Source organism: Orlajensenia leifsoniae (assembly GCF_004570845.1).
GTDB lineage: Bacteria > Actinomycetota > Actinomycetes > Actinomycetales > Microbacteriaceae > Orlajensenia > Orlajensenia leifsoniae.
Genome location: NZ_SPQZ01000006.1, coordinates 88,934 through 113,625, shown reverse-complemented (window position 1 = coordinate 113,625; position 24,692 = coordinate 88,934). Strand labels below are relative to the sequence as shown.

Below are 24,692 nucleotides of genomic sequence, written 5' to 3'. Positions count from 1 at the left end.
TGCAGTCCGTACGAAACTCCACTCAGCCACGTCATCGCATCCGCAGTGCGCAGCTGACACGAGCACGCCCAGACGAGCGCGCCGGACCGATTGAAGGGGAGAGTCGTGACGACTTCCAATGAGAGTGCCAAGTCGACGGAGACGAGCGGCAAGGCCCCGACCGGCAAGTATCGACGCCGGGCGATAGGCCTCGCGGTCTCGGCAGCCGTCGGTGGCTTCCTGTTCGGTTTCGACTCGTCCGTCATCAATGGCGCGGTCGACTCGATCCAGAAGGACTTCGGACTCAACGACGTCATCACGGGCTTCACCGTGGCCGTCGCCCTCCTCGGCTGCGCGCTCGGCGCCTACCTCGCGGGCACGCTGGCCGACCGTTGGGGCCGGCTCAAGGTGATGCTCCTCGGTGCCATCCTGTTCTTCGTCAGCTCCATCGGCGCCGGCCTCGCCTTCTCCGTCTGGGACCTCGGCCTCTGGAGGGTCATCGGCGGTCTCGGCATCGGCATCGCCTCGGTCGTCGCCCCGGCCTACATCGCCGAGATCGCGCCCCGCCAGATCCGTGGTGGCCTCGCCTCGCTGCAGCAGCTCGCCATCACGATCGGTATCTTCGCCGCCCTGCTGTCTGACGCCCTCCTCGCGGGTGTCGCCGGCGGCGCCGACGACGTGCTGTGGCTCGGACTCGAGGCGTGGCGCTGGATGTTCCTCGTCGGCGCCATCCCGGCCGTCGTCTACGGGGTGATCGCCCTGCGGCTGCCGGAGTCACCGCGGTACCTGCTCACCAAGGGCCGCACCGACGAGGCGCGCGAGATCTTCTCCACCCTCGTCGAAGCAGACGACCTCGATCGTGCCGTCGACGACATCCAGAAGGCGATCGACGAGGACAAGGAGGGCGCGAAGGCCACCCTGCGCGGCAAGGCGTTCGGCCTCAAGCCCATCGTCTGGATCGGTCTCACGCTGTCGATCTTCCAGCAGTTCGTCGGCATCAACGTGATCTTCTACTACTCGACGACGCTGTGGAAGGCCGTCGGATTCGCCGAATCCGACTCGCTGATCATCAGCGTGATCACCTCGGTCACCAACGTCGCCGTCACCGTCGTCGCCATCCTCCTGGTCGACCGTCTCGGTCGTCGACCGATCCTGCTCGCCGGCTCCACCGGCATGTTCCTGTCGCTCGGCGCCATGGCGCTGGCGTTCTCGTTCGCCGTCACGGGATCGAACGGCGAGGTCTCGCTGCCGGATGCCTGGGGCCCGATCGCGCTCGTCGCCGCCAACATCTTCGTCATCTCCTTCGGTGCCTCGTGGGGCCCGATCGTGTGGGTGCTCCTCGGAGAGATCTTCCCGAGCCGCATCCGTGGCAAGGCCCTCGGCCTCGCCGCTGCAGCGCAGTGGATCGCGAACTTCCTCATCACGGTGTCGTTCCCCGCGCTGGCGGCGTTCTCGCTCACCTTCACCTACGGCATGTACGCGACGTTCGCGCTGCTCTCGGGCGTCTTCGTGTTCTTCAAGATCCCGGAGACCCGCGGCATGGCGCTCGAGGAGGCCGAGGTCACCTTCGCGTCCAAGCCCAACAAGCGCGGCAAGTCCGAGGTCGCCGCCAAGCTGTAGCGACCGCCACGCAGTACTCCGAGGGTCGGGCGCTCACAGGGCGGCCGACCCTCGCTGCGTTCCCGGGTACGCAGCCCGCACTCAGCTGCCGTTCACTTTCGCGGCATCCGGTGCTGCCATGATCGACCGATGACCACTCGCACCCGCCGCCGCACAGCGCGGGGAGTCTCGGTTCTCGTGTGGGGTCTGGTGCTCACGGCACTGCTGGTCTTCCATCGGGCATTGCCCGGTTTCGCGGGAACGCTCTCGCTCGTCGAGGCCGCGTTCCCCTGGCTCGGTGTCGTCGTGATCGCACTGCTCATCGGAGCGGTCATCGTGCGGACTCCGGCGGCCTTCATCGGGGCCGGCGCCGCAACGCTGGCGTGGTGCTTCGTCGTGCTGCCTGCCGCCCTTCCCGTACCGGCCGTCGCCGCAACCGCCGAGACGACCACGATCGTCAGCGAGAACCTCGAGGCCGGCAACGGCGACGCTGCGGCCATGGTCAGCGCCCTCGCCGACGACCAGCCCGACGTGATCGTGCTGCAGGAGCTCAGCGGCGACATCCGCGACACCGTCGCCTCCGCCCTCGCCGACCGCTACCCGTACTCGTTCGTCGCCGGCACCGTCGGCGTCTGGAGCACGACGGAACTCTCGAACGGTCAGCGACTCGACCTCGGCCTCGGCTGGAAGCGCGCCCTCAGCGTCGACGTCGAGACGGCGCAGGGCCCCACCCGGCTCTTCGCCGTGCACCTCGCCTCCTTCCGCCCCGGCGAATACGAGGACCGCGACCGGATGCTCGAGAACCTCGCCGGCACCCTCGCCGAGGACACGTCGGAGCGCCTCGTCGTGATCGGCGACTTCAACACCTCCACCGACGACCACATGCTCGTTCCGGTGACGGATGAGGCACCCCTGGTGCGGACCGACACGGCGGGGTTCCCGTTCACGTGGTCCGCCGGAATCCCCCTGGTGGCGCTCGACCATGCTCTGACGCGCGGCATCGACGCCGCATCCGTTCACGTGCTCGATGCCAACGGATCGGACCACCGCGCCATCGCGCTCACCATCGGACGCTGACGCACTCACAGACGCTCGTCGTCTCGCGGGGGACGGGCGCCTGACGTAGCTCGACGGATCCGTGTATTCACTGAACGGATGCCCCCTGAACGGGGTACGCGCCCTACGCTGGACCCGAGTGGACGACGGGGAGAACCATGGCACAGCAGACACAGCAGACGGCGACGGGCAGCGACTACGCCCGCATGATCACCGTGGCGGTGAGCGCCGTCATCGCCGTCGTCGGCTCGTTCATCGGCTCGGGGGCGGCCGGTGGAACGCCGATCCAGGATGCCGCCGGGGGAGCTCTCGCTGCAGACGCCACCGTGATCGCGCCGGGCTCGGGTGCCTTCAGCATCTGGAGCGTCATCTACGCGGGACTGCTCGCCTACGCCGTCTGGCAGTTCTTCCCGGGCCAGCGCACCGCAGAGCGCCACCGCCGGCTCGGCTATTGGATCGCGGCGTCACTCATCCTGAACGCCGCGTGGATCCTCAGCATCCAGTTCGACCAGCTCTGGCTGAGCATCCCCATCATCATCGCCCTGCTGCTGGTGCTCATCCGCAGCTTCCTGCTGGCGCGGCAGTACCGCGGCGACGGGGTGATCGACGCCATCATCACCGACGGCACCATCGGGCTCTACCTCGGCTGGGTCACCATCGCGACTGTCGCCAACATCACGGCGGGCCTGGTCGCGATCGGCTTCGACGGATTCGGGCTCGAGCCGGACGTGTGGGGTGTGATCGTCATCGCCGTCGCCGGCCTCATCGGCGTCGGCCTGGCGCTCCGGGGCGAGGGCAGGCTCGCGCCGACGGCCTCGCTCTGCTGGGGCATCGCGTGGGTCGCGATCGCCCGCCTCACCGGCGACCTGCTCTCGACGCCGACGGCCGTCACCGCGATCATCGCCGTCGTCGCCGTCGTGATCGTCACCATCGTGGCGCGACTGCGCGCGACGACCGAGGACCCTGACAGGATCCCGGCTGCGACAGTCGCCTAAGCGGCGTCGTCGGTCGGGGTCTTACCCCGTCTGCGGCGCGAACCGAGGTCGAGCACGGCGATGGCGAAGGCCACAGCTATGAACAGGGCGACCGACAGCATCCCGTAGGCGTATGCGTGGTGGTACAGCGTGATGTCGCTCTCACCGCTGCCCTTCTCGCGGTAGATGGTGGAGTAGAACAGCGAGAGCGCGATGGCGGTTCCGATGGCCGTTCCGATGCGCTGGCCGAGCTGGCCGACCGAGCCGGCGAGGCCTCCCTGGCGCACGGGGATGTCGTGCAACGTGAGCGTCTGGTTCGGCGACACGACGAAGCCGCCGCCGGTGCCGGCGACGAGCATGGCTCCGGCCATGAACCACGGTGTGAGATCCGGGGGAGTCAGGATGGCCGCGGCCACGAGCAGGCCGGCACCCAGCAGCACTCCGACGAGCCCCCACACGACGAGCGCTCGCCCATAGCGCGAGACGAGGGTGCCGCCCCGCCACGACGAGAGCGCACTGGTGAGCGCGAACCCGATCGAGACCATGCCGGCGAACACCGGGGCGAGGTCGAGTCCCTGCTGCAGGTAGAGCGTCGTCAGCAGGAACGCCGACGGGAGCGCCGCGAAGTACACGGCGATGAGGGCCGATCCGTTGCGGAACGAGGAGATGCGGAAGAGGACCAGCGGGATCAACGGATCTCGACCCCCAGCCGCGTAGCGCGTCTCCCAGGCGATGAACGCCGTGGCCCCGAGCACGAACACCAGAAGCAGCCACCAGCGCGCCGGGTCATCGGTCGGCGCACCCGTGGTGAGCAGGAACGGCCACATCAGCGCGAGGATCGTGACGCCGAACAGCAGGATGCCGACGGGGTCGATGGTGACCGATCGCGACGATCTCTCGCGGGTCTTCGGCAACAGCCAGATCGCCAGGGCGAGCGCGGCGACTCCCAGGGGCAGGTTGATCCAGAAGATCAGGCGCCAGCCGTCGGCCTCGCCGCCGATCGCGATGAGGAGACCGCCGAGCGTCGGCCCGACGGCCGTGGCGATGCCGATCATCGCACCGAACAACCCGAATGCCTTCGCCCGCTCGGCGCCGGGGAACAGTTGCTGGATGAGGCCGAGCACCTGCGGCATCTGGATGCCGGCGGCTACACCCTGGACGAGGCGGGCGACGAGCAGGAAGGTGCTGGTGGGGGCCAGGGCACAGGCGACGCTGGCGAGGGTGAACAGCGTGAGGCCGACGATGAAGAACGCCTTGCGCGAGCGGATGTCGCCGAACCGCCCGGCCGGTACGAGGGTGAGGCCGAAGGCCAGAACGTAGCCCGAGACGATGAGCTGCAGCTCGGTCGAGCTCGCGCCGAACGACTTCTCGATCGACGGGAGGGCCACGTTGACCTTCGAGAGGTCGAGGATGGTGAGAGCGGCGACAGCGACGCAGACCCAATAGGCTCGCCACCGCTTCTGCGGGGTGAGCGGTATGTTCTGCGTGATCGGCGCATCCGTCATCACGTCCAGCCTAGGCGGCTGCGTTCGATTCAGGAGGAGTGCAACCGCTCCACGTACTCGTCGGCGTCGACCCATTCCGATCCGCAGGCGCGGCAGTGGCGGGTGGGAGCGTCGATCTCGGTCAGCCAGCCGCCGAGCACGACGTCACCCTCGTCGGCTGCTGCGCGCAGCACATCGTCGGGGACGCCGTAGATGATCTGCACCGTGGCACCCGAGCGGCAGTCGGGGCACGCGAAGCGGCGGGCTTCCGTGGGGGTGTTGATCTCGATGGTGCTCATGCAGGAGACGCTACGTCGGCCCACCGACATCGACGCGGCACGGCCGCGGCGGTTCGCACCCCGACCTCGCCTCGGTCGTCCGAAGCGCCGACATGATTGATCGCGCTGTACCCCGAACCACGCCGACGAGCAGTATGCGACCCCGCACTGTGGGGGCATCCGTCGGTCTTTTGTCCCGCATACGGGGAATGTCGACACGACACCCCTGCGGTTAGCGTTGAAACGTGAGCCCTACTCCACTCAGCACCACCGTCACCGACGAGGAAACCGCGGCGAAGTCTCGCCTCGGAGACCCGAGTGACATGTCCGACATCCTCAATCCCCTCGGACTGCTCCAGCCCAAGCTCGCGCGCATCGAGTCGATCGTCGTGCGCACGCTCGGCGCCGTCCTGGCCGTCGGTGGCCTCGGCTACCTGCTGTTCTCCCTCCTCTCCACCCCCGCCTGAGTCGGGTTTCCGAGCCCGGAGCGCTGCCGCCTAGGGTGGAACCCGTGCCAGCCGCAGACTCCCCCGCCGCCTCAGGTCCTCGTCCCGGAATCGCCGACAGGCTCTCGCGCCTGGTGCAGCTGCCCACAGTGTCGGCCGAGCTCGAGACCCGCGGCAACGCGCCGTTCGAGGGCCTCGAGTCCCTCCTCCGCGAGCTCTACCCGCTGGTGCACGAGCACCTCGCCTTCGAGAAGATCACCGAGTTCGGGCTGCTCTACCGCTGGACCGGCAGCGGCGGCCCCGGTGCCGGCAGCGCGAACGAGCCCGTCATCCTCATGGCGCACTACGACGTGGTTCCGGTCGACGAGACCGACGCCTGGACCTACCCGCCCTTCGACGGCACCGTCGCCGGTGGGCACGTCTGGGGGCGCGGCACCCTCGACGACAAGGGCGAGCTCGTGCTCATCCTCGACGCCGTCGAGAACCTGCTCGCCGCAGGCTTCACGCCGGCGCGCGACGTCTACCTCTCCTTCGGCGGCAACGAGGAGACCTTCGGCGACGCCGCCAGGACCATCGCCAGCACGTTGAAGGGCCGCGGAATCCGCCCCTGGCTCGTGCTCGACGAGGGTGGGGCTGTGACGGATGCTCCGCTCCCCTTCATCCCGTTGGTCACGGCCGTCGTCGGCGTGGCCGAGAAGGGCGCCCTCACCGTGCGCCTCGACGCCCGCGGCGAGCCGGGCCACGCGTCGGCTCCTCCGCGCGAGACGGCGACAACGCGTCTCGCCCTCGCCGTACGCCGCATCAACAGGCATGGCTTCAGGCCGCACTTCCCGCGGGCGGCGCGCACGATGTTCCGGGTGTTCCGCGAGAACACCACGGGTCGACCGCGCGCCATCGTGTCGGCGCTCCTCGCGGTGCCCCCGCTCACGGCCCGGCTGTTCGCCAGGCTCGCCGGAGATGCCGGAGCCATGGTGCGCACGACTGTCGCCGTCACCATGCTCGATGGCGGAACGGCCGCGAACGTGCTGCCGTCCCAGGCCTCGGCGACCCTCAACATCAGGATCGCCGTCGGTGAGACCGTCGCCGGCTCGGTCGCCCGCATCCGTCACCTGATCCGCGGCCTCGACATCACGGTGACGGTGCTCGAGGGCGATGACCCATCGCCGGAGTCGTCGACCGAGAACGCCCAGTTCGCGCTCATCCGCGACGCCGTGGGCGTGGCCTACCCCGAGGCCGTCACGGCGCCCTACGTGCAGATGTCGGCGACCGACGGACGGCACTTCCACCGCTTCTCGCCGGCCACCTACCGCTTCGCCCCGCTCATGATGACGGGGGTTCAACGCGCCTCGATCCACGGCGTCGACGAGCACGTCTCGATCGACAGCCTCGAACGGGGGGAGCGCTTCTACGCCGCTCTGCTGCGTTCGTTGCCTGCCTGAAACATTCCTCTGCCTAGAGTGTGACTCGGCCCGGATGGACGGGCCGTCCTCTTGCCTAAGGAGACGCGATGTCGCGTGCAGTGAAACTCGGATCGGTGGCCGGCGTCGTCGGCTTCCTCGCCTTCGTGGAGTTCACGAGCGGCATCCTGCAGGGCTACTACACGCCCCTGCTCACCGAGATCGCGCGCCACCTCGGCATCCACGACGCCGACGTCAACTGGCTCGAGGGCACGCAGCTCATGCTCTCGGCCCTGGTCGTGCCCGCCATGGCCAAGCTCGGCGACATGGTCGGTCACCGGCGGATGCTGCTCATCTCCACTGCAGTCACGGCGGTGGCCTCGCTCGCCCTGCCGTTCACCGACGTGTTCTGGGTGTTCCTCGTGGCCTGGGCTCTGCAGGGCTTCTACGTGGTGTGGCTCCCGCTCGAGATCGCGCTGGTCTGGTCGCGCAGTCGCTCGCTCGGCTCCCCCGCCGCGATCACCCGCCGTGCGGCCGGCCTGCTCGTGGCCGCTCTCGAGCTCGGCGCCATCGCCGGTGCCCTCACGGCCGGAGCCCTGGCCGACGTCATCCCCCTGCAGACCACCCTGCTCATCCCGGGCATCGCCGTGGCCATCTGCTTCTTCGTCGTGCTGTTCGGCGTGAAGGAGTCGCCGGACCTCACCGGAGGAAAGTTCGACACCGGCGGCCTCATCCTCATCTCGCTCGCCCTGCTCGCCCTCACCGGCGGCCTCAGCCTGCTGCGTCTCGCCGGCCCCGGCGACCTGCTCTCGTGGGCGGTCATGCTCCTCGGTGTGCTGCTCGTCATCCCTTTCGCCCGCTACGAGCTGCGCCAGAAGGATCCGCTCATCGACGTGCGCCTGTTCCGCTCGCCGGCTCTCGGCCCGATCTTCCTCACCGCCGGCCTGTTCGGCGTGAGCGTGCTCGGAGCGCAGGCTCCCCTCTCCACCTTCGCCAGAACGGATGCCGCGACCTACGGCTACGGTCTCTCGGCCACCAGCGGCCAGACCTCCATCCTCATCGGGGCGTACGTGCTGTCGATGATCGTCGGCGCCATGCTGTTCCCCATCGCTACCCGATTCGTGACACCGCGCATCGCGCTGATCGGAGCCAGCTCCCTGGTGGCGATCGGCTACCTGCTGTTCCTGCCGTTCCACGACGGCTACGTGAACGTGCTGTCGAACATGATCATCGCCGGCATCGGCTCCGGCGCCCTCGTCGCGGCCCTCCCGGCCGCCGCCGCCGCTGCAGCCCCGCGCCGCCAGACCGGTGTGGCCACGGGTCTCACCAACTCGGTCAAGACCGTCGGCGGGGCCATCGCATCCTGCGTCTTCGGAATCGCCCTGCTCAGCCACGTCGGAGGAACCGCGACCGAGGGCACCGCCGGATCCCTGAGCGGCTACATCACGGTCTGGCTGGTCTGCGGCCTGACCGCCGTGGTGGCCGCCGTTCTGCTGGTCTTCGTGCCGAAGCTGGCCTTCTCGGATGCCGCCGTGGCCGAGGTGGCGACGGAGCCCGTCGTCCGCTAGTAGTCCAGCTTCTCGATCTCGAGCCGCGCCAGGTCGACGTTGCGCACCATGCGCATGCGCTCCTTGCGGGTGCGCTTGTAATTGGCGTCGACGGCGCTCTGCGGGCGCTCCAGGTCGAGGCGCATTCCGATGGCGCCAGCCACGTCGTCCCAGGCGTCGTCGCGTGCCGCTGTGATGAAGGTGCGCAGGTACTCGTCGTCGGCCGCGCGTTTCTCGAGCTCCGCCGCCACGGCGAGGTTCACCCTCTCGCGCAGTCCCAGGTTCACGAGGTCCTTCGACCTGTAGTCGTGCATGTCCTGCGGATTGCCGTGAAGCGTGGCCGCAGCCGCGCTCTCCTGGGCCACCCTTTCGGCGGCCGCGCGCATCTCGGCGGCCAGTCCGGCGAGCGCGTCGCGAGCGTCGGGCAGGAAGGAGTCGATGTCGAAGTCGATGCTCTCGCCCAGCACGCTCACCAGGATGCGGTTCTTCAGCACCATGCGGCTGGAGTACTCGGCGAGCATCACGCCCTCCTCGCGGGCGTCGGCCTCCTCGGGGGGCTCAGCCCACGGCAGGGTGGAGAAGTCGAACGGCGGCGGCTTCCTCCTGCGCCACCGACTGAACCACATCGCACTCCCGCTCCGGGCGTCGATCGTCGACGCACCACTCTCGAGAATACCGGCGGCCCGTGACACCGCGGCAGAGCCCGGCTGAACGATGCCACGCAGGTCGAGAGGGATGCCGTGCTGTGGCTGTGACCCTGCGTCGCCACCGTCCTGTCGTCGGCTCGCGCTATCGTGCAGGCAGACGGCGCGACGGACGCGACGACGGCGGCGGAGGTGGCATGTTCCTGCTCGACGGCACTGTGGTGACGAGTGCGAGCGACCTCACCACGGCCTCGAAGTGCGAGTTCGCCTTCCTCCGCAAGCTCGACGCCAAGCTCGGCCGCATCGCCGCCGTCCCCGATGCCGAAGACGCCATGCTCGCCCGCACGGCCGTCCTCGGAGACAAGCACGAGAACCGGGTGCTCGCCGACTATCGCGAGCACTTCGGCGACGGCGTTGTCGAGGTGGCGCGTCCACCCGAGCTCACGACGGAGACTCTGCAGTACGCGACGGATGCCACGAGCTCGGCCTTCGCATCCGGAGCCGATGTGGTCTTCCAGGCCACCTTCTTCGACGGGGCGTTCCTCGGCTTCGCCGACTTCATCGTGCGGCGCCCCGGCGGCGTCTACCTGGTGCAGGACACCAAGCTCGCCCGTCGCGCCCGGGTGACGGCACTGCTGCAGCTCGCCGCCTACGCCGACCAGCTCGACGCGCTCCGGGTGCCCCGCGCCGACACCGTCGAGCTGCTCCTCGGCGACGGCAGCGTGAGCGTGCACCGGGTCGACGACATCCTGCCGGTCTACCGCAAGCGTCGCGCCAGGCTGCTGCAGATCGTCGACGAACGCGTGGCTGCCGACGCACCGGTCGCATGGGGCGACCCGCGCTACACGGTCTGCGGCCGCTGCGCGACGTGCTCGGCCGAGGTCGATGCGAGCCGCGACGTGCTGCTCGTCGCCGGCATGCGCATCTCGCAGCGCGACGCCCTGCGCTCCGCGGGCATCACCACGATCGACGAGCTGGCGGCCATCGACCTGCGCCCCGACGGGGAGTCGCCGGTCGAGGGCATGGCACGCAGCACGCTGGAGTCGTTCAGCGTGCAGGCGGCCCTGCAGGTCGAGGCCGATCGGGCGACGGATGCCGCACGCGACGACGCGATCGCGGCAGGCGCCGATCCCGAGCAGGTGCATCTCGCGCCGCCCGTCGCCGTGCGTGACGCGCAGGCGCTGGCAGCCGTCCCCGAACCGGATCCCGGCGACCTGTTCTTCGACTTCGAGGGCGATCCGCTCTACACCGAGGGCGCCGGCATCAGCTGGGGCATCGACTATCTGTTCGGCGTGCTCGACCGGAGGGATGAGTTCACGACGTTCTGGGCGCACAGCTTCGCCGAGGAGAAGGTCGCCCTCGAACGCTTCCTCGACTTCGTCGACGAGCGTCGGGCCGCCCACCCCGGCCTGCACATCTACCATTACGCCAGCTACGAGCGCACCCACCTGCTCTCCATCGCCGCCCGCCACGGCACCTGCGAGGCCCGCGTCGACCAGCTGCTCAGCGACGGCGTGCTCATCGACCTCTACCCCATCGTGCGCCGCGGCATGCTCGTCGGCAGTCGCTCCTACTCGATCAAGAAGCTCGAGCCGCTCTACATGGGCGATGAGGAGCGCGAGGGCGTGACGAACGCCGCCGACTCGATCGTGGAGTACCAGAGGTCGATGGATCTCGCCGCGGCCGGAGAGGTCGCCGAGTCGCAGGCCATCCTCGACGACATCGCCCGCTACAACCGTTACGACGTGCTGTCCACCCTGCGCCTGAGCGAGTGGCTGCTCGAGCGTGCCGCCGAGGTGGGGGTCCGGCCGGCTCCCCGTGCGCCTCGCGAGGGCGAGCAGTACGTGCAGTCCGAGCTCGCCATCGCGCTGTCGCACCTGGCAGGAGCCGGTGACGCGTCCATCGATCACCGCACGCCCGACCAGACCGCCCTGGCCCTCGCATCCGCCGCCATCGACTACTACCCGCGCGAGCGCAAGAGCTTCTGGTGGGCGCACTTCTTCCGCCTCGACCAGCCGGTGCGCGAGTGGGAGGACACCCGCGACGTCCTCGTCGTCGATGCTGCGACGTCGCGCGTCGAGGTCGACTGGCATCTTCCCGAGGGAAAGAGCAAGAAGGAGCGGCGCACGCTGCGGCTGCACGGGCGCTTCGGTCCCGGCACCAGGATCTCGGCCGGCGCCGGGCTCTTCGCCCTGTACGAGCCCGACGGTGCGGTGATCGACGACGATGCCGACCCCGGGCAGCGCATCCGGCGCGACGTCACGGTTCTCGAGGTGCTCGACGACGGGGTGGTGGTCGAGGAGGCACTGCCCGTCGGCGCCGCACGGCATCGTCAGCCCCCCATGGCTGTGGTGCCCGGGTGGCCGCTGCGCACGACCGCGCTGGAGAACGCGATCAGCGAGTGGGGCGCTGCCCTCGTGCGGGAGCATCCGACCTGGCCACGGGATCCCCTGATCGACATCCTCCGGCGCATGCCGCCGAGATCGAGACGTGGCGAGCTCGTCCCCGTGACCACCGGCGCCTATGAAGACGCCGTCGTCGCCAGCCTGGTCGATCTCGACTCCTCCTATCTGGCCGTGCAGGGCCCACCCGGCACCGGCAAGACGTACCTCGCCTCGCACGTCATCGCCCGGCTGGTGAACGACCACCACTGGAAGGTCGGCGTCGTCGCCCAGTCGCACTCCGTCGTCGAGAACCTGCTCGATCGGCTCGCCGGTGCCGGACTCGACCCCGCCCTGGTGGGCAAGGCGCCCAAGGCGGGGGATGAGACGGCCCACGACTACACCCTGTTCGCCGACAAGAACGCCGCCCTGCTGTTCGCGCAGGCGAACGCCCAGACGGGCTTCGTCGTCGGCGGCACGGCGTGGGACTTCGCCAACCCCGCACGCTTCCCGCGACGTGCCCTCGATCTGCTCGTGGTCGACGAGGCCGGTCAATTCTCGCTGGCGTCGACCGTCGCCACGAGCGTCAGCGCCCGCAACCTGCTCCTCCTCGGCGATCCTCAGCAACTGCCGCAGGTGAGCCAGGGCACCCACCCCGAACCCATCGACAGCTCCGCCCTCGGCTGGGTGGCCGCAGGTCACGACGTGCTCCCGAAGGAGTTCGGCTACTTCCTCGCCGAGAGCAGACGGATGCATCCGGCGGTCGCGGAGCCCGTGTCGACGCTCTCCTACGAGGGCGAACTGCGCTCGCACCCCGATGCCGCCGACCGCCTGCTCCTCGAGACCGAACCCGGTCTCCACACGGTGCCGGTCGTGCACTCGGGCAACGCGACGGAGTCGCCTGAGGAGGCAGCCGTCGTCGTGCAGGTGGTGCGATCGCTCCTCGGAACGCCGTGGCGACCGAGCCGTGACGCCGAGGCGCGGCCTCTCGACCAGGGCGACTTCATCGTGGTGACGCCGTACAACGCGCAACTCGCACTGGTGCGGGACGTGCTCGATGCGGCCGAGCTGCCCCGGGTGCGGGTCGGCACCGTCGACAAGTTCCAGGGCCAGGAGGCCGTGATCGCTGTCGTGTCGCTCGCCGCATCCTCGGCCGCCGACGTTCCTCGCGGCATGGAGTTCCTCATCATGAAGAACCGCCTCAACGTGGCGATCTCGCGAGCGCAGTGGGCGGCCTACCTCGTCTACTCGCCCGAGCTCACCGAGTACCTGCCGCTGACGCCGCAGGGAGTCACCGAGTTGAGCGCGTTCATCAGGCTGGTGGAGGGATAGCCGCCGGGAAGTCTGGTCCCGCTACTCGACGGGCGGCACGCTCACCATCGCCCCCACAGCGGCCCCCGCCGCATCACGCAGCACGGCGATGACCATCGATCCGTAGGGCTCGCGCCACACACTGTGCCTCACCCGGTGCGACTCCTCGTCGACCGAGACACGGGCGCTGAAGGCGGTGCCGTCGACATCGACGGCCACCGGCGCACCGTCCACCGAGATCGTGAGCGCCGCGAAGCCGGCCGGCGCCGCGAACGACCCGCGCACGACGATCTCGACGCGTCCGCCCTCGGGCGGCAGCGCCTCGGCCTCCAGCACGAGGCTCGGGGCGCCGGCCGGCACGACAGCGGGCGCAGGCGCGGCAGCGGCATCCGTCACAGCATCGATCGCGCGACCGGGAAGTGCGGGCGTCCGCCCGGGAGCCACCCGCCGCGAGCCGGGCGCGCCCGTCGCCTCGAACGCGGCCGCAAGCCGCAGCAACGCCGTGTCGGAGTACGCGGCTCCGGCGAACGTCAGGCCGACGGGCATGCCGATGTCGGTCATAATGCCCATCGGCACCGTCACCGTCGGGATGCCGAGGTGGCGCGGAACCAGGTTGCCGTTGGCCACCCACGTGCCGTTGCGCCAGCCTCGGTCGGCCGATTCCTCGTTCACGTCCATGTCGGCCGGCCCGACGTCGGCGACGGCCGGGAACACCACGGCGTCGAGGCCGAGGTCCGCCATCCACTCCTCGAGGTCGATGCGTCTGGTCTCCTCGAGACCGCGCAGGCCGCTCTCGAGCAGCGGGATGTCGGCGAGCGCCCCCGACGGATGCTCCCGCGCGAACTCGGGGTACTCGGCGATGTCGTCGTCGAAGCCCGCGTAGCGGTCGGCCACGGCTCCGGGCGGCTGCGGGAAGATGAGCGCGCCGTCCACGTCGGCGACAGCGCCGATCACCGGGTCGCCGTTGGCCGCCAGGAAGTCGTCCCATGCCCAGACCGACAGGTCGACGATCTCGCGCTTCAGGTACTCGGCACTCACCAGTCCGCGCGTCGCGATGGTGGGAGCTCCCGGCCGGTCGCCCTCGTAGTTCGACACCACCGGGAAGTCCACCTCGACGACCTCGGCGCCGGCGGCCTCGAGGTCGCGACGGGCGGCCTCCCAGAGTGTGATGACGGATGCGCGGGTCTCGATACGCTGACCCGTCGGTCCCCCGATCCCCCCGGCTTCGGCGGTACCGGCCTCGGGGTCGGCGTTGATGTACATGCGGGGGATGCCGAGGCGCGTGCCTGCGAGCGCGGCATTCGGAGCGGCATCCGTTGCCGCGATCAGACCGACGTACGTATCCGGCCTCACCTCCGACGACGCCGGAATGGCGACCCACGGCTGCGCACGCCAGAAGTCGCCGCGCGTCTCGGCATCGTCGGCCACGATCACGTCGAGCACGGCGAGCAGGTCGGCCACGGTGCGGGTGTGGGGAACGACGACGTCCATCGTGGGAACGAGCGGCCAGTTGCCGCGCACCGAGATGACGCCGCGCGAGGGCGTGTAGGCCACGAGCGCGTTGTTGGAGGCAGGCGCGCGTCCGCTCGACCAGGTCTCCTCGCCGAGCCCGAAGGCTCCGAAGCTCGCGGCCGTGGCCGTGCCCGATCCGTTCGAGGAGCCCGAGGCGAATGCTGCCGTCAGGAAGTCGGGGTTGTACGGGCTCTCGGCCCGGCCGTAGACGCCGCGCTGCATGCCGCCGTTGGCCATCGGCGGCATGTTGGTCAGGCCGAGCAGCACGGCGCCCGCTGCCCGCAGCCGTGCGATGGTGAAGGCGTCATCCGTCGCCACGAGGTTCTCGAACGCCGGGGATCCGGCCGCCACGGTGAGACCGCGGGCCTTGTAGCTGTCCTTCGCCGTGTACGGGATGCCGTCGAGCGAGCCGCGCGTCTCGCCGCGGGCGCGCCGCTCGTCCGAGGCGCGGGCGTCGGCGAAGGCCTCGGGGTTCAGCACCGGAACGGCGTTCAGCCTGATGCCCTGCCTGTCGTAGGCGGCGATGCGCTCGAGGTAGGCGGCCACGAGGTCGACACTCGTCACGGCACCGGAGGACAGAGCGGCACCGAGCTGGGCGATCGACGCCTCGACGACGTCGAACGGCACCCGCGCATCGCCCGAGGTCATCGCGCGACTCCTCGGGCGACTGCTCGTGCGACTCCGACGGGCTGCTGCTGGGTGATGCAGTGGATGCCGCCTCCGCGCGCGAAGATCTCGCGCGCGTCGACGGTGACGACGCGGCGGCCCGGGTAGGCGCCCTCGAGGAGTGAACGGGCGCGCGCATCGGCCTCGTCGTCACCGAAGCCGCAGGCGATCACGCCGCCGTTGACCACCACGTGGTTCACGTAGTTGTAGTCGACGAAGCCCTCCTCGTCCTCCAGCTGGGCGGGTGCCGGCAGGTCGATGATGGTCCACGACCGGCCGGCGGCATCCGTCGTCGTCTCGAGGAAGGCGCGCAGGTCGCGCATCACCTCGTGGTCGGGGTGCGCGGGGTTCGGCTGCTGGTGCAGCAGGATCGTGCCGGGCGACGGGATGGTGGCGATCATGTCGACGTGGCCGCGGGTGCCGAAGTCCTCGTAGTCGCGGGTGAGGCCGCGCGGCAGCCAGATCACCTTGGTCGCTCCGATGGTGCGGGCCAGCTCCTCCTCGACACGCACCCTGTCGGCGTAGGGGTTGCGGCCCGGATCGAGCTGCACGGTCTCGGTGATGATGACGGTGCCCTCACCGTCGACGTGGATGGCGCCACCCTCGTTCACCAGCATCGAGGAGATGACGGGCACGGATGTCTCAGCCGCGATGAAGCGGGCGATCTCGCGGTCCTTCCCCCAGGTCGCCCAGGCGGGGGCGCCCCATCCGTTGAAGATCCAGTCGACGGCGCCGGGCATCCCCTGCTCGTCGAACACGAAGGTGGGGCCGAAGTCGCGCATCCAGAAGTCGTCGAGCGGGGCGACGACGATCTCGACCTCGGGCTTCAGGTGGCGACGCGCATCCTCGACGGCGGACGGGTCGACGACCATCGTCACGGGCTCGAAGTCGAGCACGGCGTGGGCGACCGATGCCCAGGCGGCGCGGGCGGCCTCGCGCTCCTTCTCGGACTCGCCGATGGTGAGGCCGGCCACGGGGAAGGCCATCCAGAGGCGGTCGTGCGGAGCTGTCTCGGGGGGCATCAACCAGGTCATGCGTTCAGCTCCAGTGCCACGTGCTCGTGATCGTTGTCGTGATCGTGTGGTGATCGTGTGGTGATCGTGTGGTGATCGTGTGGTGATCGTGTGGTGATCGTGTGGTGATCGTTTGCTATTGATCGCGCGATCAATAAGATGGGACGACGCTACCCAGCGGGAGGTGATGATGTCAAGAGCGGTTCGACCCCGAGCGGCGCGCAAGAGCGCGGAGGAGCGCGCGGCCGAGATCCGCACGGGTGCCCGTGACGTCGCGCTCGAGGGCGGACTCTGGGCGGTGACCCTGCGCAGCGTCGCCGCTCGCGTCGGAGTGACGCCGGCCCTGGTTGCTCACTACCAGCCGAACATGGAAGTACTGGTCGCCGATACCTTCACCGCCGTCGTCGCCGCTGAGATGGCGGAGGTCGCCGGCATCGTCGAGCCGTACACCTCCCCCACGGATCGACTCGCCGCCCTCATCCACACGCTGATCGAGACCGCACGCGACGACGTGACCACCGTCTGGCTCGACGGCTGGAGTCTGGGTCGGCGCAGCGCACCGCTGGCCACGGCCGTGCGCGCCCAGATGGATGCCTGGCAGCACCTCGTGCTCGGCATCGTCGACGACGGATGCTCCACAGGCGAGTTCACGGCATCCGACCCCCAGACCGTCGCCTGGCACCTGCTCGGCATGGTCGACGGCCTGAGCGCGCAGGGGCTGGTGTCGTACCGCGACCCGGCTGCCCGCGGACGGCTCGTCACCGACGCCCTCGAGCACGCGCTGGGGCTGCCGTCGGGGGCGCTCACGGCGCCTGCCGGCGCATCCGCGACCACCGGATGTTCAGCGGCGCGAGCTTAGGCTTGATCAATGAATTCTGAGACTTTCGACCGCATCACCATGTTCGGCGCCGAGTGGTGCAGCGACTGCCGCCGCTCCAAGCGCCTCCTCGACGGCCTGGGCGTGCAGTACGACTACGTAGACCTCGAGACCGTCGAAGACGGCGCCGACCGCGCCAAGGCCATCAGCGGTCGCACCCAGATTCCCGTGGTCGTCTTCCCCGACGGCGAGCACTTCGTCGAGCCGACGGATGCCGCCCTGCGCTCCAAGCTCGAGGCAGTCGCCGCGTAGATCCGCCCGCCGCCTCGGCTCACCCGCCGCGTAGGCAGACCCCCTCAGCGCCGCCGCGGTAACGACGAGCCGCTTCGGGGTGTCGCTCTCGGCTGCCCTCGGCGAGCACGGAGTCCTGACCTCGCCCGCCCTTCATGCCGCCGCGATCCGGGGCAGGTCGAACCGGGCCTTGCCGCCGAGTCGGGGCGCTTGGTCGGGGTCGATGTGGGGTGGTGGGATGAACCACACCTCGGTCGGGGTGGCGTGGATGTTCCAGCCGTCTCGGTGGATCATGTGGTGGCAGAAGCTGCAGAGCAGTACCCCGTTGGTGATGTCGGTTCGGCCGTGATGTCGTTTCCACCAACGGATGTGGTGGGCGTGCGTGTAGTTGATGTTCTGCCCGCAGCTGGCACATCCGCCGTCCCGTTCGTGCAGGGCGAGGCGTTGCGTTTTGGTGAACAGGCGTGCTGTGCGGCCGACGTCGAGGGGCACGCTGTCGGTGCCGAGGACCATCGGGATGAGGTCGGCGGATGCGGCCATGCGGCGGATGGTTCCGGCTGAGACGGGTTGGTCGATGCCGTCGATGCTGCCCGACCCGAGCCCGGTGCGGAGGGCGTCGAGGTCGATGCGCGTGATCGTGGTGACTGAGGCGAGCGGTGGGAGGGTGTGGGTGCAGCCGAGCACGTGACGCATGATCTCGACCAAGGCGTCAGCCTGGCGTTGCGGGATGCTGCGGTCATCGGTGATGACCGGTTCACCGTCAGCACGGGCACCCGCCGCGACATCCGCCCCACCGCCTGACACTCCAGCACCAGCACCAGCACCAGCACCAGCACCAGCACGAGCACCAGCACCAGCACCAGGACCGGCATCCTTCGCGCGCAGCCCGTCGGAGACGAGTGCTTCGATGGCTGTCTTCACGAGTGACGCCGATTCCGGGTCGAGGCGAGCGGTGAGCTCGGTCATGCCGTGGCGGTTCTCCCGGATGGTCAATGACCGCCCCAACCAGCGCTCCTCGTCACGCGGTTCGGCACCGTCGGGATCGAGCCGCGCCTCGGCCTGCTTGATGACCCGCAAGAGCAGGCTCAACGGGAGGTCGGCTGCACGCTCGGCGAGGATCTTCTCGATGCCCTCAGCCACGGCGGCATCCGCTCGGGGTTCCACCCGGTCGAGCATCCCGGTGATCGCACCGGCCGCGTCGACGCTGATGAGGCCGGCGTCCAGTGCGGCGGCGACGTGGGGATGCCGTGCCGGGCGAGCCTGGCCGCTGAAGTCCTGACGGGATGCCGTCGCAGCACCCACCGCGAGTAACCGGGCGGCCTCGCCCGTGCTGCCTCCGGTCGACGAGGCGACGAGCTTGGTCGGGGTGGAGAACCCGTTCTTCTTCGCCAACCCCTCGGAGCCGAACTCGGGCCCGGAGCGTCGGCCGACCTCTCCCGCTGCCCGCGCCAGAAGAGCATCAGTGGTGCGACGGAGCTGGGCGATCGCATCCGTCACCGACACCAGACCGGAACCGCTCATCAGCTCGAAAGAGCCCTGCGCATCGGACGGAACCACCCCGAACGCCGGCAGAGCACCCGCCCACGCGGCGGCCAGCGCTGCAACATCCTGCTGCAACGAAGCCAACGGTGTCGGGGTTTCCATACCTTGATACTCGCAGCACCCACCGACACTGCCGGCGCGTTTTTCACCCTTTGATCAGGTTTTTCGAAAGAATTTTCTGTGGAATCAGACAGCTCGACAGCGAGCTGGGGAGGAGTGCCGGGAGCCCTCAGCCCTCAGCCCTCAGCCGCCACGTACACCCACGCCCGCGTCCCCGACGCCAACGTCACCGTGACCCGCACGTAGTCGGCCACCTCGTAGGCGTCGGCCGCCGCGAGCTGCTCGGGAGTGAGCTCAAGCACCGAGCCGGCCACACTGTCTGCGGGGTCATCCGTGCGCTCCAGGATCGGGTGCTCGTCCGAGCCACTCAACGCGATGACGTGGGGATCCGTGATCTTCAGCACCCCGAGTCGGAACCCCGGCAGCGCGTCGTCACGCGTCGGCAGTTCGGCGCCGAATGTGCCGCGCTGCACCGAGGCGAGCCTCAGCGTGCCGTAGGAGAAGAGGTGCTCCACGCTGACACCCTCGCTGCCGCTCCCAGCGCCCCCGCTCACGCGCCGAGCTTCGCCACGATGGTCTCGATGCGACGCTGGCGGGTGGCATCCGTCTTCGCCGATTCGACGTTCACCACGTGCGCCTTCTTCGCGCTCGGCGACAGCTTGTCGAAGGCGGCCTGCACCTCGGCCGATGCGGCGAGCGCCGCGGCCAGGTCGTCGGGCACCTCGGTGATGCGCGGCTCGGTGTCGAGGGTGAGCTCCACCTCGATCGGATCCCCGCCCTGGATGCCCGTCGCCGCGCGCTTGTCGGAGCTGAACGCGATGAGGAACCGACCGCCCATCGGTGCCACGGTGCTGCGGTACTGGTATCCGTTCACCGTCACGTTCACCGGCGGGCGCTTGCCGCCGCCGAGAGCCTCGATGACCTCGTCGGGTACGGGGATGCCGGTGTTGTTTCCCATCTGGGCCATGTTCGTGGAGAAGCGCATGCCTCGATTATGGCCGCGTCAGGTCGTCGGCGGCGAGGCCTCGTCGTCATCAGCCGCGGCCTTCTCGGCGTCTTCCTTCTTGTACATCTCGGTGAACGAGACGGCGAGTGCGGTTCCGATCGCGACGCCGATCGCGATCCCGATCCCCACGTTCCCCAGGGCGACTCCGAGGCCCGCCCCCAGCGCGATCCCGATGGCTATCCCCAACGCCCAGCCGCGCGTGGTCGGATCCTTCGAGTCGAACGCTGCCTTCTTCGTGTCAGCCATACCCTCACGGTAGGCGGATGCCGCAGCAGAGGCATCCGTCAACCGAACGAGACGGCTCCCCCACGCGGCGGAGCCACTGCCGGCCCGATGCTGACGCCGAGGCGCGCGACGACGCGCGCGCTGACGCGCGCGACGACGCGGGCGGTAGCTGCGGAATAGCCGCCCGCTCCCGCCGGTTGCGCTTGAGGATGACTGCACCACTCCGCCTCTCCGTTCTCGACCTCATTCCCGTGCGCAGCGGCCAGACCAGCTCGCAGGCGATGACAGCCTCGGTCGGCCTCGCCCAGCTCGCCGACACCCTCGGCTACACGCGCTACTGGTACGCCGAGCACCACAACATGCCGTCTGTGGCCTCGACGACCCCGCCCGTGCTGATCGCGGCGACGGCGGCGAAGACGGAGCGTATCCGTGTGGGATCCGGCGGCGTCATGCTGCCCAACCACGCGCCGCTCGTCGTCGCCGAGCAGTTCGCGGCCCTCGAGGCGCTCGCCCCCGGACGCATCGACCTCGGCATCGGCCGCGCCCCCGGCAGCGACCCCGTCATCACGCAGCTGCTGCGCATCAGCGGCCCCACTGCAGACGTCGACCGCTTCCCCGATCACATCGCCGACATCCAGGCGCTCATCCACCCCGGTGGAGCCGCCCTGCGCATGACGAGCGGCAGCGAGTACACGGTGCACGCGACGCCGGCCGCCGGCAGCGTCCCCACGATCTGGCTGCTCGGATCGAGCGACTACTCGGCCCGCCTCGCCGCGAGCCACGGCCTGCCGTACGTGTTCGCGTACCACTTCTCGGGCGAGGGCATCGAAGCGGCCCTCGAGCTCTACCGCACCAACTACACGCCGAGCCCCGAGCACCCCGAGCCGCAGACCTTCCTCACCCTCAACGCCTCCGTCGCCCCGACCGCCGAGGAGGCCCGCCGCCGGGCCCTGCCGCAGATGCGCGCGATGGCGCGACTTCGCACGGGCCGCCCGCTCAGCGTGCTCGAGACCGTCGAGGACTCCGAGAACTCCGGACGCGACACGGCGACCGACGAGCTCGTCGCCGCCATGGAGAAGCGCTGGGTCATCGGGGCCCCGGATGCCGCAGGCCAGGCCGTCCGCCAGCTCGCCTCGCGCTACGGAGTCGACGAGGTGATGGTGTCGCCCATCAGCGGCGCCTTCGCGAGCGACCCCCTCGACGCAACCCCGGGCCGCGCGCAGACCCTGGAGCTGCTGGCGGGCGAGCTGCTCTAGCACGGTCCTCGTTGACCGGGACAGCCGTGACGGAACCGTCAGGATCACCCCCTCAGGCGTGGAGGTTCCGTAACAATCGCCGATGCCCGACGCACTCCACGTAGAACAGACGTGTGACCCTCACGTCCATCATCCCGAGCCTGCGTCGCTCGATCCCCGATCCGCTCGCGCCGGGGCTCTGGCCGGCCGCGACCATCGCAACCACGACGGACCTCGTCGTCTCCGGCGTCTCGATGCTGCGACTGGTCGAGCTGAGCGCCACCCCTGCAGTGCACGTCGTCGACGACATCGGCGTGGTGGTCGTACGCGTGCGGGACGTCGGTGCGGATGCGAGCAGGACGGCATCCGTCACCCTCGATCTCGACCTCGCCACCCTCGCTGCCTGCTGGGGTGATCTGCGACTCATCGGTCGCGCCTCGACTGCGCGCTCCATGACGTTCAGCATCCGCTCCCTCGACTCTCGTCGGGCGACGGATGCCTCCGCTCTGCTCCCCTCCGACGTCCGCGCCGGCGACCTGCTCGCGGCTCCGTTCACCGGCACGACCCCGGGCTCCGCACGCCCCACGAGCGGCTGGCTGCACGCCCGGAACGAAGCAACTGCGGGTCAGAAGACGATCTGACCCGCAGTTCCTCCGTTCTCGATGACGGATGCGCAGCTCCCGCTACAGCACCGGGTGGTTCGAGCGGATGGTGTTGCTCGGGTCGTAGACCACCTTGATCGCGCGCAACCGGTCGAGGTCGGCTCCCCAGATGGCGCGGGGCTCCTGGGGGCCCTCAGCGAAGTTCTGGTAGAGCACCGCGGCGCGCCAGGGAGCGAGCGCCTCAGCCAGACGGTCGACGGATGCCGCCGCTGCGACTCCCATCTCCGGCGTCGCGGCGATGCCGGCACCGAACACGAGGAACTCCGAGTCGAGGTGCGACACGACGCCGGCTCCCCGCGGAGCCCGGCCCGCCGCCCCGCCCACGTGACGGATCTCGGCCGACAGCAGCGCCGAGCCCGAGCCGGCTCCGGCCGCAGCGACGAACGCCTCGACGGCGTCGGCCGTGAGCTCGGCCAGCGCGAAGCCGTCGCCGACTCCGGGCACCGGACCCTGCGGGTCCATGTGCAGCTGGTCCAGCTCGGTCATCGGGGTGGGCTGGAAGGTGTCGATCACGGGGTCGAGGTCGCGCAACGGCGCGAGCACGGCGTCGGCGTCGACCGGGGGCGCCTGCAGGGCTGCCTCGATGACGACGTAGCTCTGACCGCGCAGGAAGTCCGGCAGCTCGGGCAGCGGAGGGAACTGCAGGATGCGGCCGACGCTGGTGACCTGCTCGGGCACGTCGGCCGTCCACTCACGCCATGCCTGCAGCACCCGGCTCGCCTCCGCGAGCGGGAAGAACAGGGTTCCGGCGTAGACCTCGGTCATCGGGAACAGGCGCAGCTCGATCGCCGTGACGACGCCGAAGTTGCCGCTTCCGCCGCGCACGGCCCAGAACAGCTCGGGCTCGTGGTCGGCGTCGATGCGGCGCAGCAGTCCGTCGGCCGTCACGATCTCGATGGCCGTGATCGAGTTGACGGCGAGGCCGTGCGAGCGGGCGAGCCAGCTCACGCCACCGCCGAGCAGGTAACCGGCGATGCCGACGTCGGCGCTCGACCCGGCGAGGGCAGCGAGACCGAAGGCTGCCGCCGGCGCTGTGACGTCGGCCCAGAGCGCGCCGGACTCGCAGCGCGCGATGCGGGACTCCGGCACGATGCTCACGCCGCGCAGCGAGCTGGTGCGCAGCAGGATGGTGCCGGCGAGTCCGTCGGGTCCGCCCAGCGGCGCGGCGTTGTGCCCGGTGCTCTGCGGCGCGACGCGCAGGCCGAGCTCGCGGGCGGCGTTGACCGTCAGCACGACGTCATGGGCGCTGCCGGCGATGACGACAGCGGCCGGACGCTGGTCGACGGCGAGGTTCCACGCCGTGCGAGCGGCATCCCAGTCGGCATCCGCCGGGAGGTGCAGCGAGCCGTCGAGGGCGTCGCGCAGGGCGAGGAGCTCTCGGACCGGGGTGGTGGATGCGGCGGGCGCGGCGTTCGGCTGGGCGACGGCGATCGATCCGGGGTTCGCGGCGATGACGGTGGGCGCGGTGGGCGCAGGGGTGTTCACTGATGTTTCCTTTCGGGTGAGGTGCTCCTCGGGTGGAGCTGCTCCGTCACGGAGCGGATGCCTCAACACGATCGGCGGGGCCCGAGGCCCTCCTCCGCCGCACGAGGCGCGAGCTCCATCGAACACCCGCGGCGTCGGGCGGCCCATCGGAGCCCACCCGGCACTCCGCTCAGGGCTCACCCGCAGATTCGTCGAGCAATGCAGGACCACGCTCGACCTGGCTGCGATATGCGGCCAGGTGGAGACTCATCCTGCAATCGCGCCCGGCAGGTGAGGCATGAGGCATCCGACGCGTCTACAGCAGCAGGATGCCGCGCACGATCGCGGCCGCACTGCCGACGGCGGCCAGCCCGATGACCAGTCGGCGCCCGAGGCCGTCGCTCACTCGGGGCGCCACCGCCTGACCGATCAGGATGCCGACCCCGAGGGAGACCGCGGCTGCCAGCCAGAGCCATCCGTCGATGGCGGGAACGCCCTTCACACCGACTGCCACGAGGTTCGTCGCGAGCAGGAAGGCCTGTCCGGTGCCGAGGAACACCTGCCGGGGCCAGCGGTCGCTGAAGGCGTGCACGGCGAGGGCCGGTCCGCCGACCCCGGCCGTGGCGCTCATGAAGCCCGAGAGTCCGCCGGCGACGACTGCTCCACGACGGCCGGGGAGCACCCGGACTGTCTGGCTGAACGCCACGGTGGCGATGGCGAGGAGCGCGATCGATCCGACGAGGATCATGAGAGGCGCCGTCGGCACCATCCGCGTCACGGCGACGCCGACGGGAATCGCCACCAGAGCGGGCAGCGTGAGCAGCAGCGCCCGCCGCCAGTCGACGAACCGCCAGGCGCTCGCGAGCACGACGACGCAGAGCACGGCCGAGAGCACGTTGCCCATAGAGACTCCGGCGACGGGGCCGACGGATGCCACCAGGAGCGGTGCGGCCACCAGCGCGAACCCCAGCCCGGTGATGCGCTGGGCCGCCGCTCCGACGAGCACGGACGCACAGGTCAGCACTGTGACGACGATGGCAGACATGGGCGGTGGGCATTCGATGGAGCGGAAGGGACGGATGAGCGTAACCCGCCGCATCCGT

At 69.9% G+C, this 24,692-nt stretch carries 21 protein-coding genes and 1 pseudogene; 11 read left to right on the top strand and 11 right to left on the bottom strand.

Features of this window, described 5'->3' with window-relative positions; genetic code table 11:
- The first annotated feature begins 90 nt into the window (after positions 1–90).
- From E4M00_RS14950 to E4M00_RS14940, 3 genes are all read left to right on the top strand, one after another.
- Complete coding sequence (locus E4M00_RS14950) at positions 91–1,599, top strand: sugar porter family MFS transporter (RefSeq protein ID WP_135121286.1); 1,509 nt, start codon at positions 91–93, stop codon at positions 1,597–1,599.
- Between the two features lie 129 nt (positions 1,600–1,728).
- Entirely contained in the window at positions 1,729–2,655 is a 927-nt protein-coding gene (locus E4M00_RS14945; protein ID WP_135121285.1) for an endonuclease/exonuclease/phosphatase family protein, read from the top strand.
- 137 nt (positions 2,656–2,792) lie between these two features.
- The gene (locus E4M00_RS14940; RefSeq protein WP_135121284.1) at positions 2,793–3,629 is read left to right on the top strand and encodes a TspO-related membrane protein; all 837 of its coding nucleotides are present in this window, start codon (positions 2,793–2,795) and stop codon (positions 3,627–3,629) included.
- Here E4M00_RS14940 and E4M00_RS14935 read toward each other — a convergent pair.
- Both E4M00_RS14935 and E4M00_RS14930 read right to left on the bottom strand, forming a co-directional pair.
- Positions 3,626–5,113 carry an MFS transporter gene (locus tag E4M00_RS14935; protein ID WP_135121283.1) on the bottom strand — a complete coding sequence of 496 codons (1,488 nt, stop codon included), beginning with the start codon at positions 5,111–5,113 and terminating at the stop codon, positions 3,626–3,628. The genes E4M00_RS14940 and E4M00_RS14935 overlap by 4 nt on opposite strands.
- Positions 5,114–5,142: 29 nt before the next feature.
- Complete coding sequence (locus E4M00_RS14930; protein WP_056165152.1) at positions 5,143–5,391, bottom strand: hypothetical protein; 249 nt, start codon at positions 5,389–5,391, stop codon at positions 5,143–5,145.
- Between the two features lie 224 nt (positions 5,392–5,615).
- Here E4M00_RS14930 and E4M00_RS14925 point away from each other — a divergent pair, with 224 nt between their 5' ends.
- The 3 genes from E4M00_RS14925 to E4M00_RS14915 all read left to right on the top strand — a co-directional run bounded on the left by E4M00_RS14925 (position 5,616) and on the right by E4M00_RS14915 (position 8,781).
- Positions 5,616–5,837, top strand: coding sequence for a hypothetical protein (locus E4M00_RS14925; RefSeq protein ID WP_135121282.1), 222 nt, complete (start codon positions 5,616–5,618; stop codon positions 5,835–5,837).
- A gap of 44 nt (positions 5,838–5,881) precedes the next feature.
- Positions 5,882–7,255, top strand: coding sequence for a M20/M25/M40 family metallo-hydrolase (locus tag E4M00_RS14920; protein WP_135121281.1), 1,374 nt, complete (start codon positions 5,882–5,884; stop codon positions 7,253–7,255).
- Between the two features lie 68 nt (positions 7,256–7,323).
- Positions 7,324–8,781: an MFS transporter gene (locus E4M00_RS14915; RefSeq protein WP_135121280.1), complete on the top strand. Its 1,458-nt coding sequence runs from the start codon at positions 7,324–7,326 to the stop codon at positions 8,779–8,781.
- Here the strand turns inward: E4M00_RS14915 and E4M00_RS14910 are convergent.
- Positions 8,778–9,386: an asparagine synthase gene (locus tag E4M00_RS14910; RefSeq protein ID WP_135121279.1), complete on the bottom strand. Its 609-nt coding sequence runs from the start codon at positions 9,384–9,386 to the stop codon at positions 8,778–8,780. The genes E4M00_RS14915 and E4M00_RS14910 overlap by 4 nt on opposite strands.
- Before the next feature lie 119 nt (positions 9,387–9,505).
- On the opposite strand from E4M00_RS14910, the gene E4M00_RS14905 reads away from it, so the two are divergent.
- A complete protein-coding gene (locus E4M00_RS14905; protein ID WP_338033197.1) occupies positions 9,506–13,117 on the top strand; it encodes a TM0106 family RecB-like putative nuclease in 3,612 nt (1,203 codons plus the stop codon).
- Between the two features lie 396 nt (positions 13,118–13,513).
- Here the strand turns inward: E4M00_RS14905 and E4M00_RS14900 are convergent.
- Positions 13,514–15,256: pseudogene (locus E4M00_RS14900) on the bottom strand (amidase); the annotation flags it as partial.
- Positions 15,253–16,308, bottom strand: coding sequence for an agmatine deiminase family protein (locus E4M00_RS14895; protein ID WP_135121277.1), 1,056 nt, complete (start codon positions 16,306–16,308; stop codon positions 15,253–15,255). The pseudogene E4M00_RS14900 and the gene E4M00_RS14895, both read right to left, overlap by 4 nt.
- 169 nt (positions 16,309–16,477) lie before the next feature.
- Here E4M00_RS14895 and E4M00_RS14890 point away from each other — a divergent pair, with 169 nt between their 5' ends.
- Together E4M00_RS14890 and E4M00_RS14885 are read left to right on the top strand one after the other, a co-directional pair.
- A complete protein-coding gene (locus E4M00_RS14890) occupies positions 16,478–17,146 on the top strand; it encodes a TetR/AcrR family transcriptional regulator (protein WP_135121276.1) in 669 nt (222 codons plus the stop codon).
- 9 nt (positions 17,147–17,155) lie between these two features.
- The gene (locus E4M00_RS14885; RefSeq protein ID WP_135121275.1) at positions 17,156–17,416 is read left to right on the top strand and encodes a glutaredoxin family protein; all 261 of its coding nucleotides are present in this window, start codon (positions 17,156–17,158) and stop codon (positions 17,414–17,416) included.
- A gap of 132 nt (positions 17,417–17,548) precedes the next feature.
- On the opposite strand, the gene E4M00_RS14880 is transcribed toward E4M00_RS14885, so the two are convergent.
- From E4M00_RS14880 to E4M00_RS14865, 4 genes are all read right to left on the bottom strand, one after another.
- Positions 17,549–19,039 (bottom strand): HNH endonuclease signature motif containing protein, encoded by a 1,491-nt coding sequence (locus E4M00_RS14880; RefSeq protein WP_135121274.1) that lies wholly within the window; start codon positions 19,037–19,039, stop codon positions 17,549–17,551.
- Positions 19,040–19,173: 134 nt separating this feature from the next.
- Entirely contained in the window at positions 19,174–19,512 is a 339-nt protein-coding gene (locus tag E4M00_RS14875; RefSeq protein WP_240037176.1) for a gamma-glutamylcyclotransferase family protein, read from the bottom strand.
- A 35-nt stretch (positions 19,513–19,547) separates the two neighbouring features.
- On the bottom strand, positions 19,548–19,982 hold the full coding sequence (locus tag E4M00_RS14870) for a YdeI/OmpD-associated family protein (RefSeq protein ID WP_135121272.1): 435 nt from the start codon (positions 19,980–19,982) through the stop codon (positions 19,548–19,550).
- A gap of 18 nt (positions 19,983–20,000) precedes the next feature.
- Positions 20,001–20,249: a glycine zipper domain-containing protein gene (locus E4M00_RS14865; protein WP_135121271.1), complete on the bottom strand. Its 249-nt coding sequence runs from the start codon at positions 20,247–20,249 to the stop codon at positions 20,001–20,003.
- 188 nt (positions 20,250–20,437) lie between these two features.
- On the opposite strand from E4M00_RS14865, the gene E4M00_RS14860 reads away from it, so the two are divergent.
- A complete protein-coding gene (locus tag E4M00_RS14860; RefSeq protein WP_135121270.1) occupies positions 20,438–21,484 on the top strand; it encodes an LLM class flavin-dependent oxidoreductase in 1,047 nt (348 codons plus the stop codon).
- A gap of 113 nt (positions 21,485–21,597) precedes the next feature.
- Positions 21,598–22,104, top strand: coding sequence for a hypothetical protein (locus E4M00_RS14855; protein WP_135121269.1), 507 nt, complete (start codon positions 21,598–21,600; stop codon positions 22,102–22,104).
- A 42-nt stretch (positions 22,105–22,146) separates the two neighbouring features.
- Here E4M00_RS14855 and E4M00_RS14850 read toward each other — a convergent pair whose 3' ends face one another.
- Both E4M00_RS14850 and E4M00_RS14845 read right to left on the bottom strand, forming a co-directional pair.
- Positions 22,147–23,610 carry an FAD-binding oxidoreductase gene (locus E4M00_RS14850; RefSeq protein WP_240037174.1) on the bottom strand — a complete coding sequence of 488 codons (1,464 nt, stop codon included), beginning with the start codon at positions 23,608–23,610 and terminating at the stop codon, positions 22,147–22,149.
- A 295-nt stretch (positions 23,611–23,905) separates the two neighbouring features.
- Positions 23,906–24,634, bottom strand: a complete 729-nt coding sequence (locus E4M00_RS14845) for a sulfite exporter TauE/SafE family protein (protein WP_167756910.1) — start codon at positions 24,632–24,634, stop codon at positions 23,906–23,908.
- Positions 24,635–24,692 lie beyond the last annotated feature (58 nt).

What these genes read in the sequence shown, in the direction of transcription:
- E4M00_RS14845 (WP_167756910.1), bottom strand. Translation starts at nt 24,634, where the DNA reads ATGTCTGCCATCGTCGTCACAGTGCTGACCTGTGCGTCCGTGCTCGTC.
- E4M00_RS14915 (WP_135121280.1), top strand. Translation starts at nt 7,324, where the DNA reads ATGTCGCGTGCAGTGAAACTCGGATCGGTGGCCGGCGTCGTCGGCTTC.
- E4M00_RS14935 (WP_135121283.1), bottom strand. Translation starts at nt 5,113, where the DNA reads ATGACGGATGCGCCGATCACGCAGAACATACCGCTCACCCCGCAGAAG.
- E4M00_RS14895 (WP_135121277.1), bottom strand. Translation starts at nt 16,308, where the DNA reads ATGACCTGGTTGATGCCCCCCGAGACAGCTCCGCACGACCGCCTCTGG.
- E4M00_RS14910 (WP_135121279.1), bottom strand. Translation starts at nt 9,386, where the DNA reads ATGTGGTTCAGTCGGTGGCGCAGGAGGAAGCCGCCGCCGTTCGACTTC.
- E4M00_RS14865 (WP_135121271.1), bottom strand. Translation starts at nt 20,249, where the DNA reads ATGGCTGACACGAAGAAGGCAGCGTTCGACTCGAAGGATCCGACCACG.
- E4M00_RS14885 (WP_135121275.1), top strand. Translation starts at nt 17,156, where the DNA reads ATGAATTCTGAGACTTTCGACCGCATCACCATGTTCGGCGCCGAGTGG.
- E4M00_RS14880 (WP_135121274.1), bottom strand. Translation starts at nt 19,039, where the DNA reads ATGGAAACCCCGACACCGTTGGCTTCGTTGCAGCAGGATGTTGCAGCG.
- E4M00_RS14860 (WP_135121270.1), top strand. Translation starts at nt 20,438, where the DNA reads ATGACTGCACCACTCCGCCTCTCCGTTCTCGACCTCATTCCCGTGCGC.
- E4M00_RS14870 (WP_135121272.1), bottom strand. Translation starts at nt 19,982, where the DNA reads ATGCGCTTCTCCACGAACATGGCCCAGATGGGAAACAACACCGGCATC.
- E4M00_RS14945 (WP_135121285.1), top strand. Translation starts at nt 1,729, where the DNA reads ATGACCACTCGCACCCGCCGCCGCACAGCGCGGGGAGTCTCGGTTCTC.
- E4M00_RS14930 (WP_056165152.1), bottom strand. Translation starts at nt 5,391, where the DNA reads ATGAGCACCATCGAGATCAACACCCCCACGGAAGCCCGCCGCTTCGCG.
- E4M00_RS14940 (WP_135121284.1), top strand. Translation starts at nt 2,793, where the DNA reads ATGGCACAGCAGACACAGCAGACGGCGACGGGCAGCGACTACGCCCGC.
- E4M00_RS14890 (WP_135121276.1), top strand. Translation starts at nt 16,478, where the DNA reads ATGTCAAGAGCGGTTCGACCCCGAGCGGCGCGCAAGAGCGCGGAGGAG.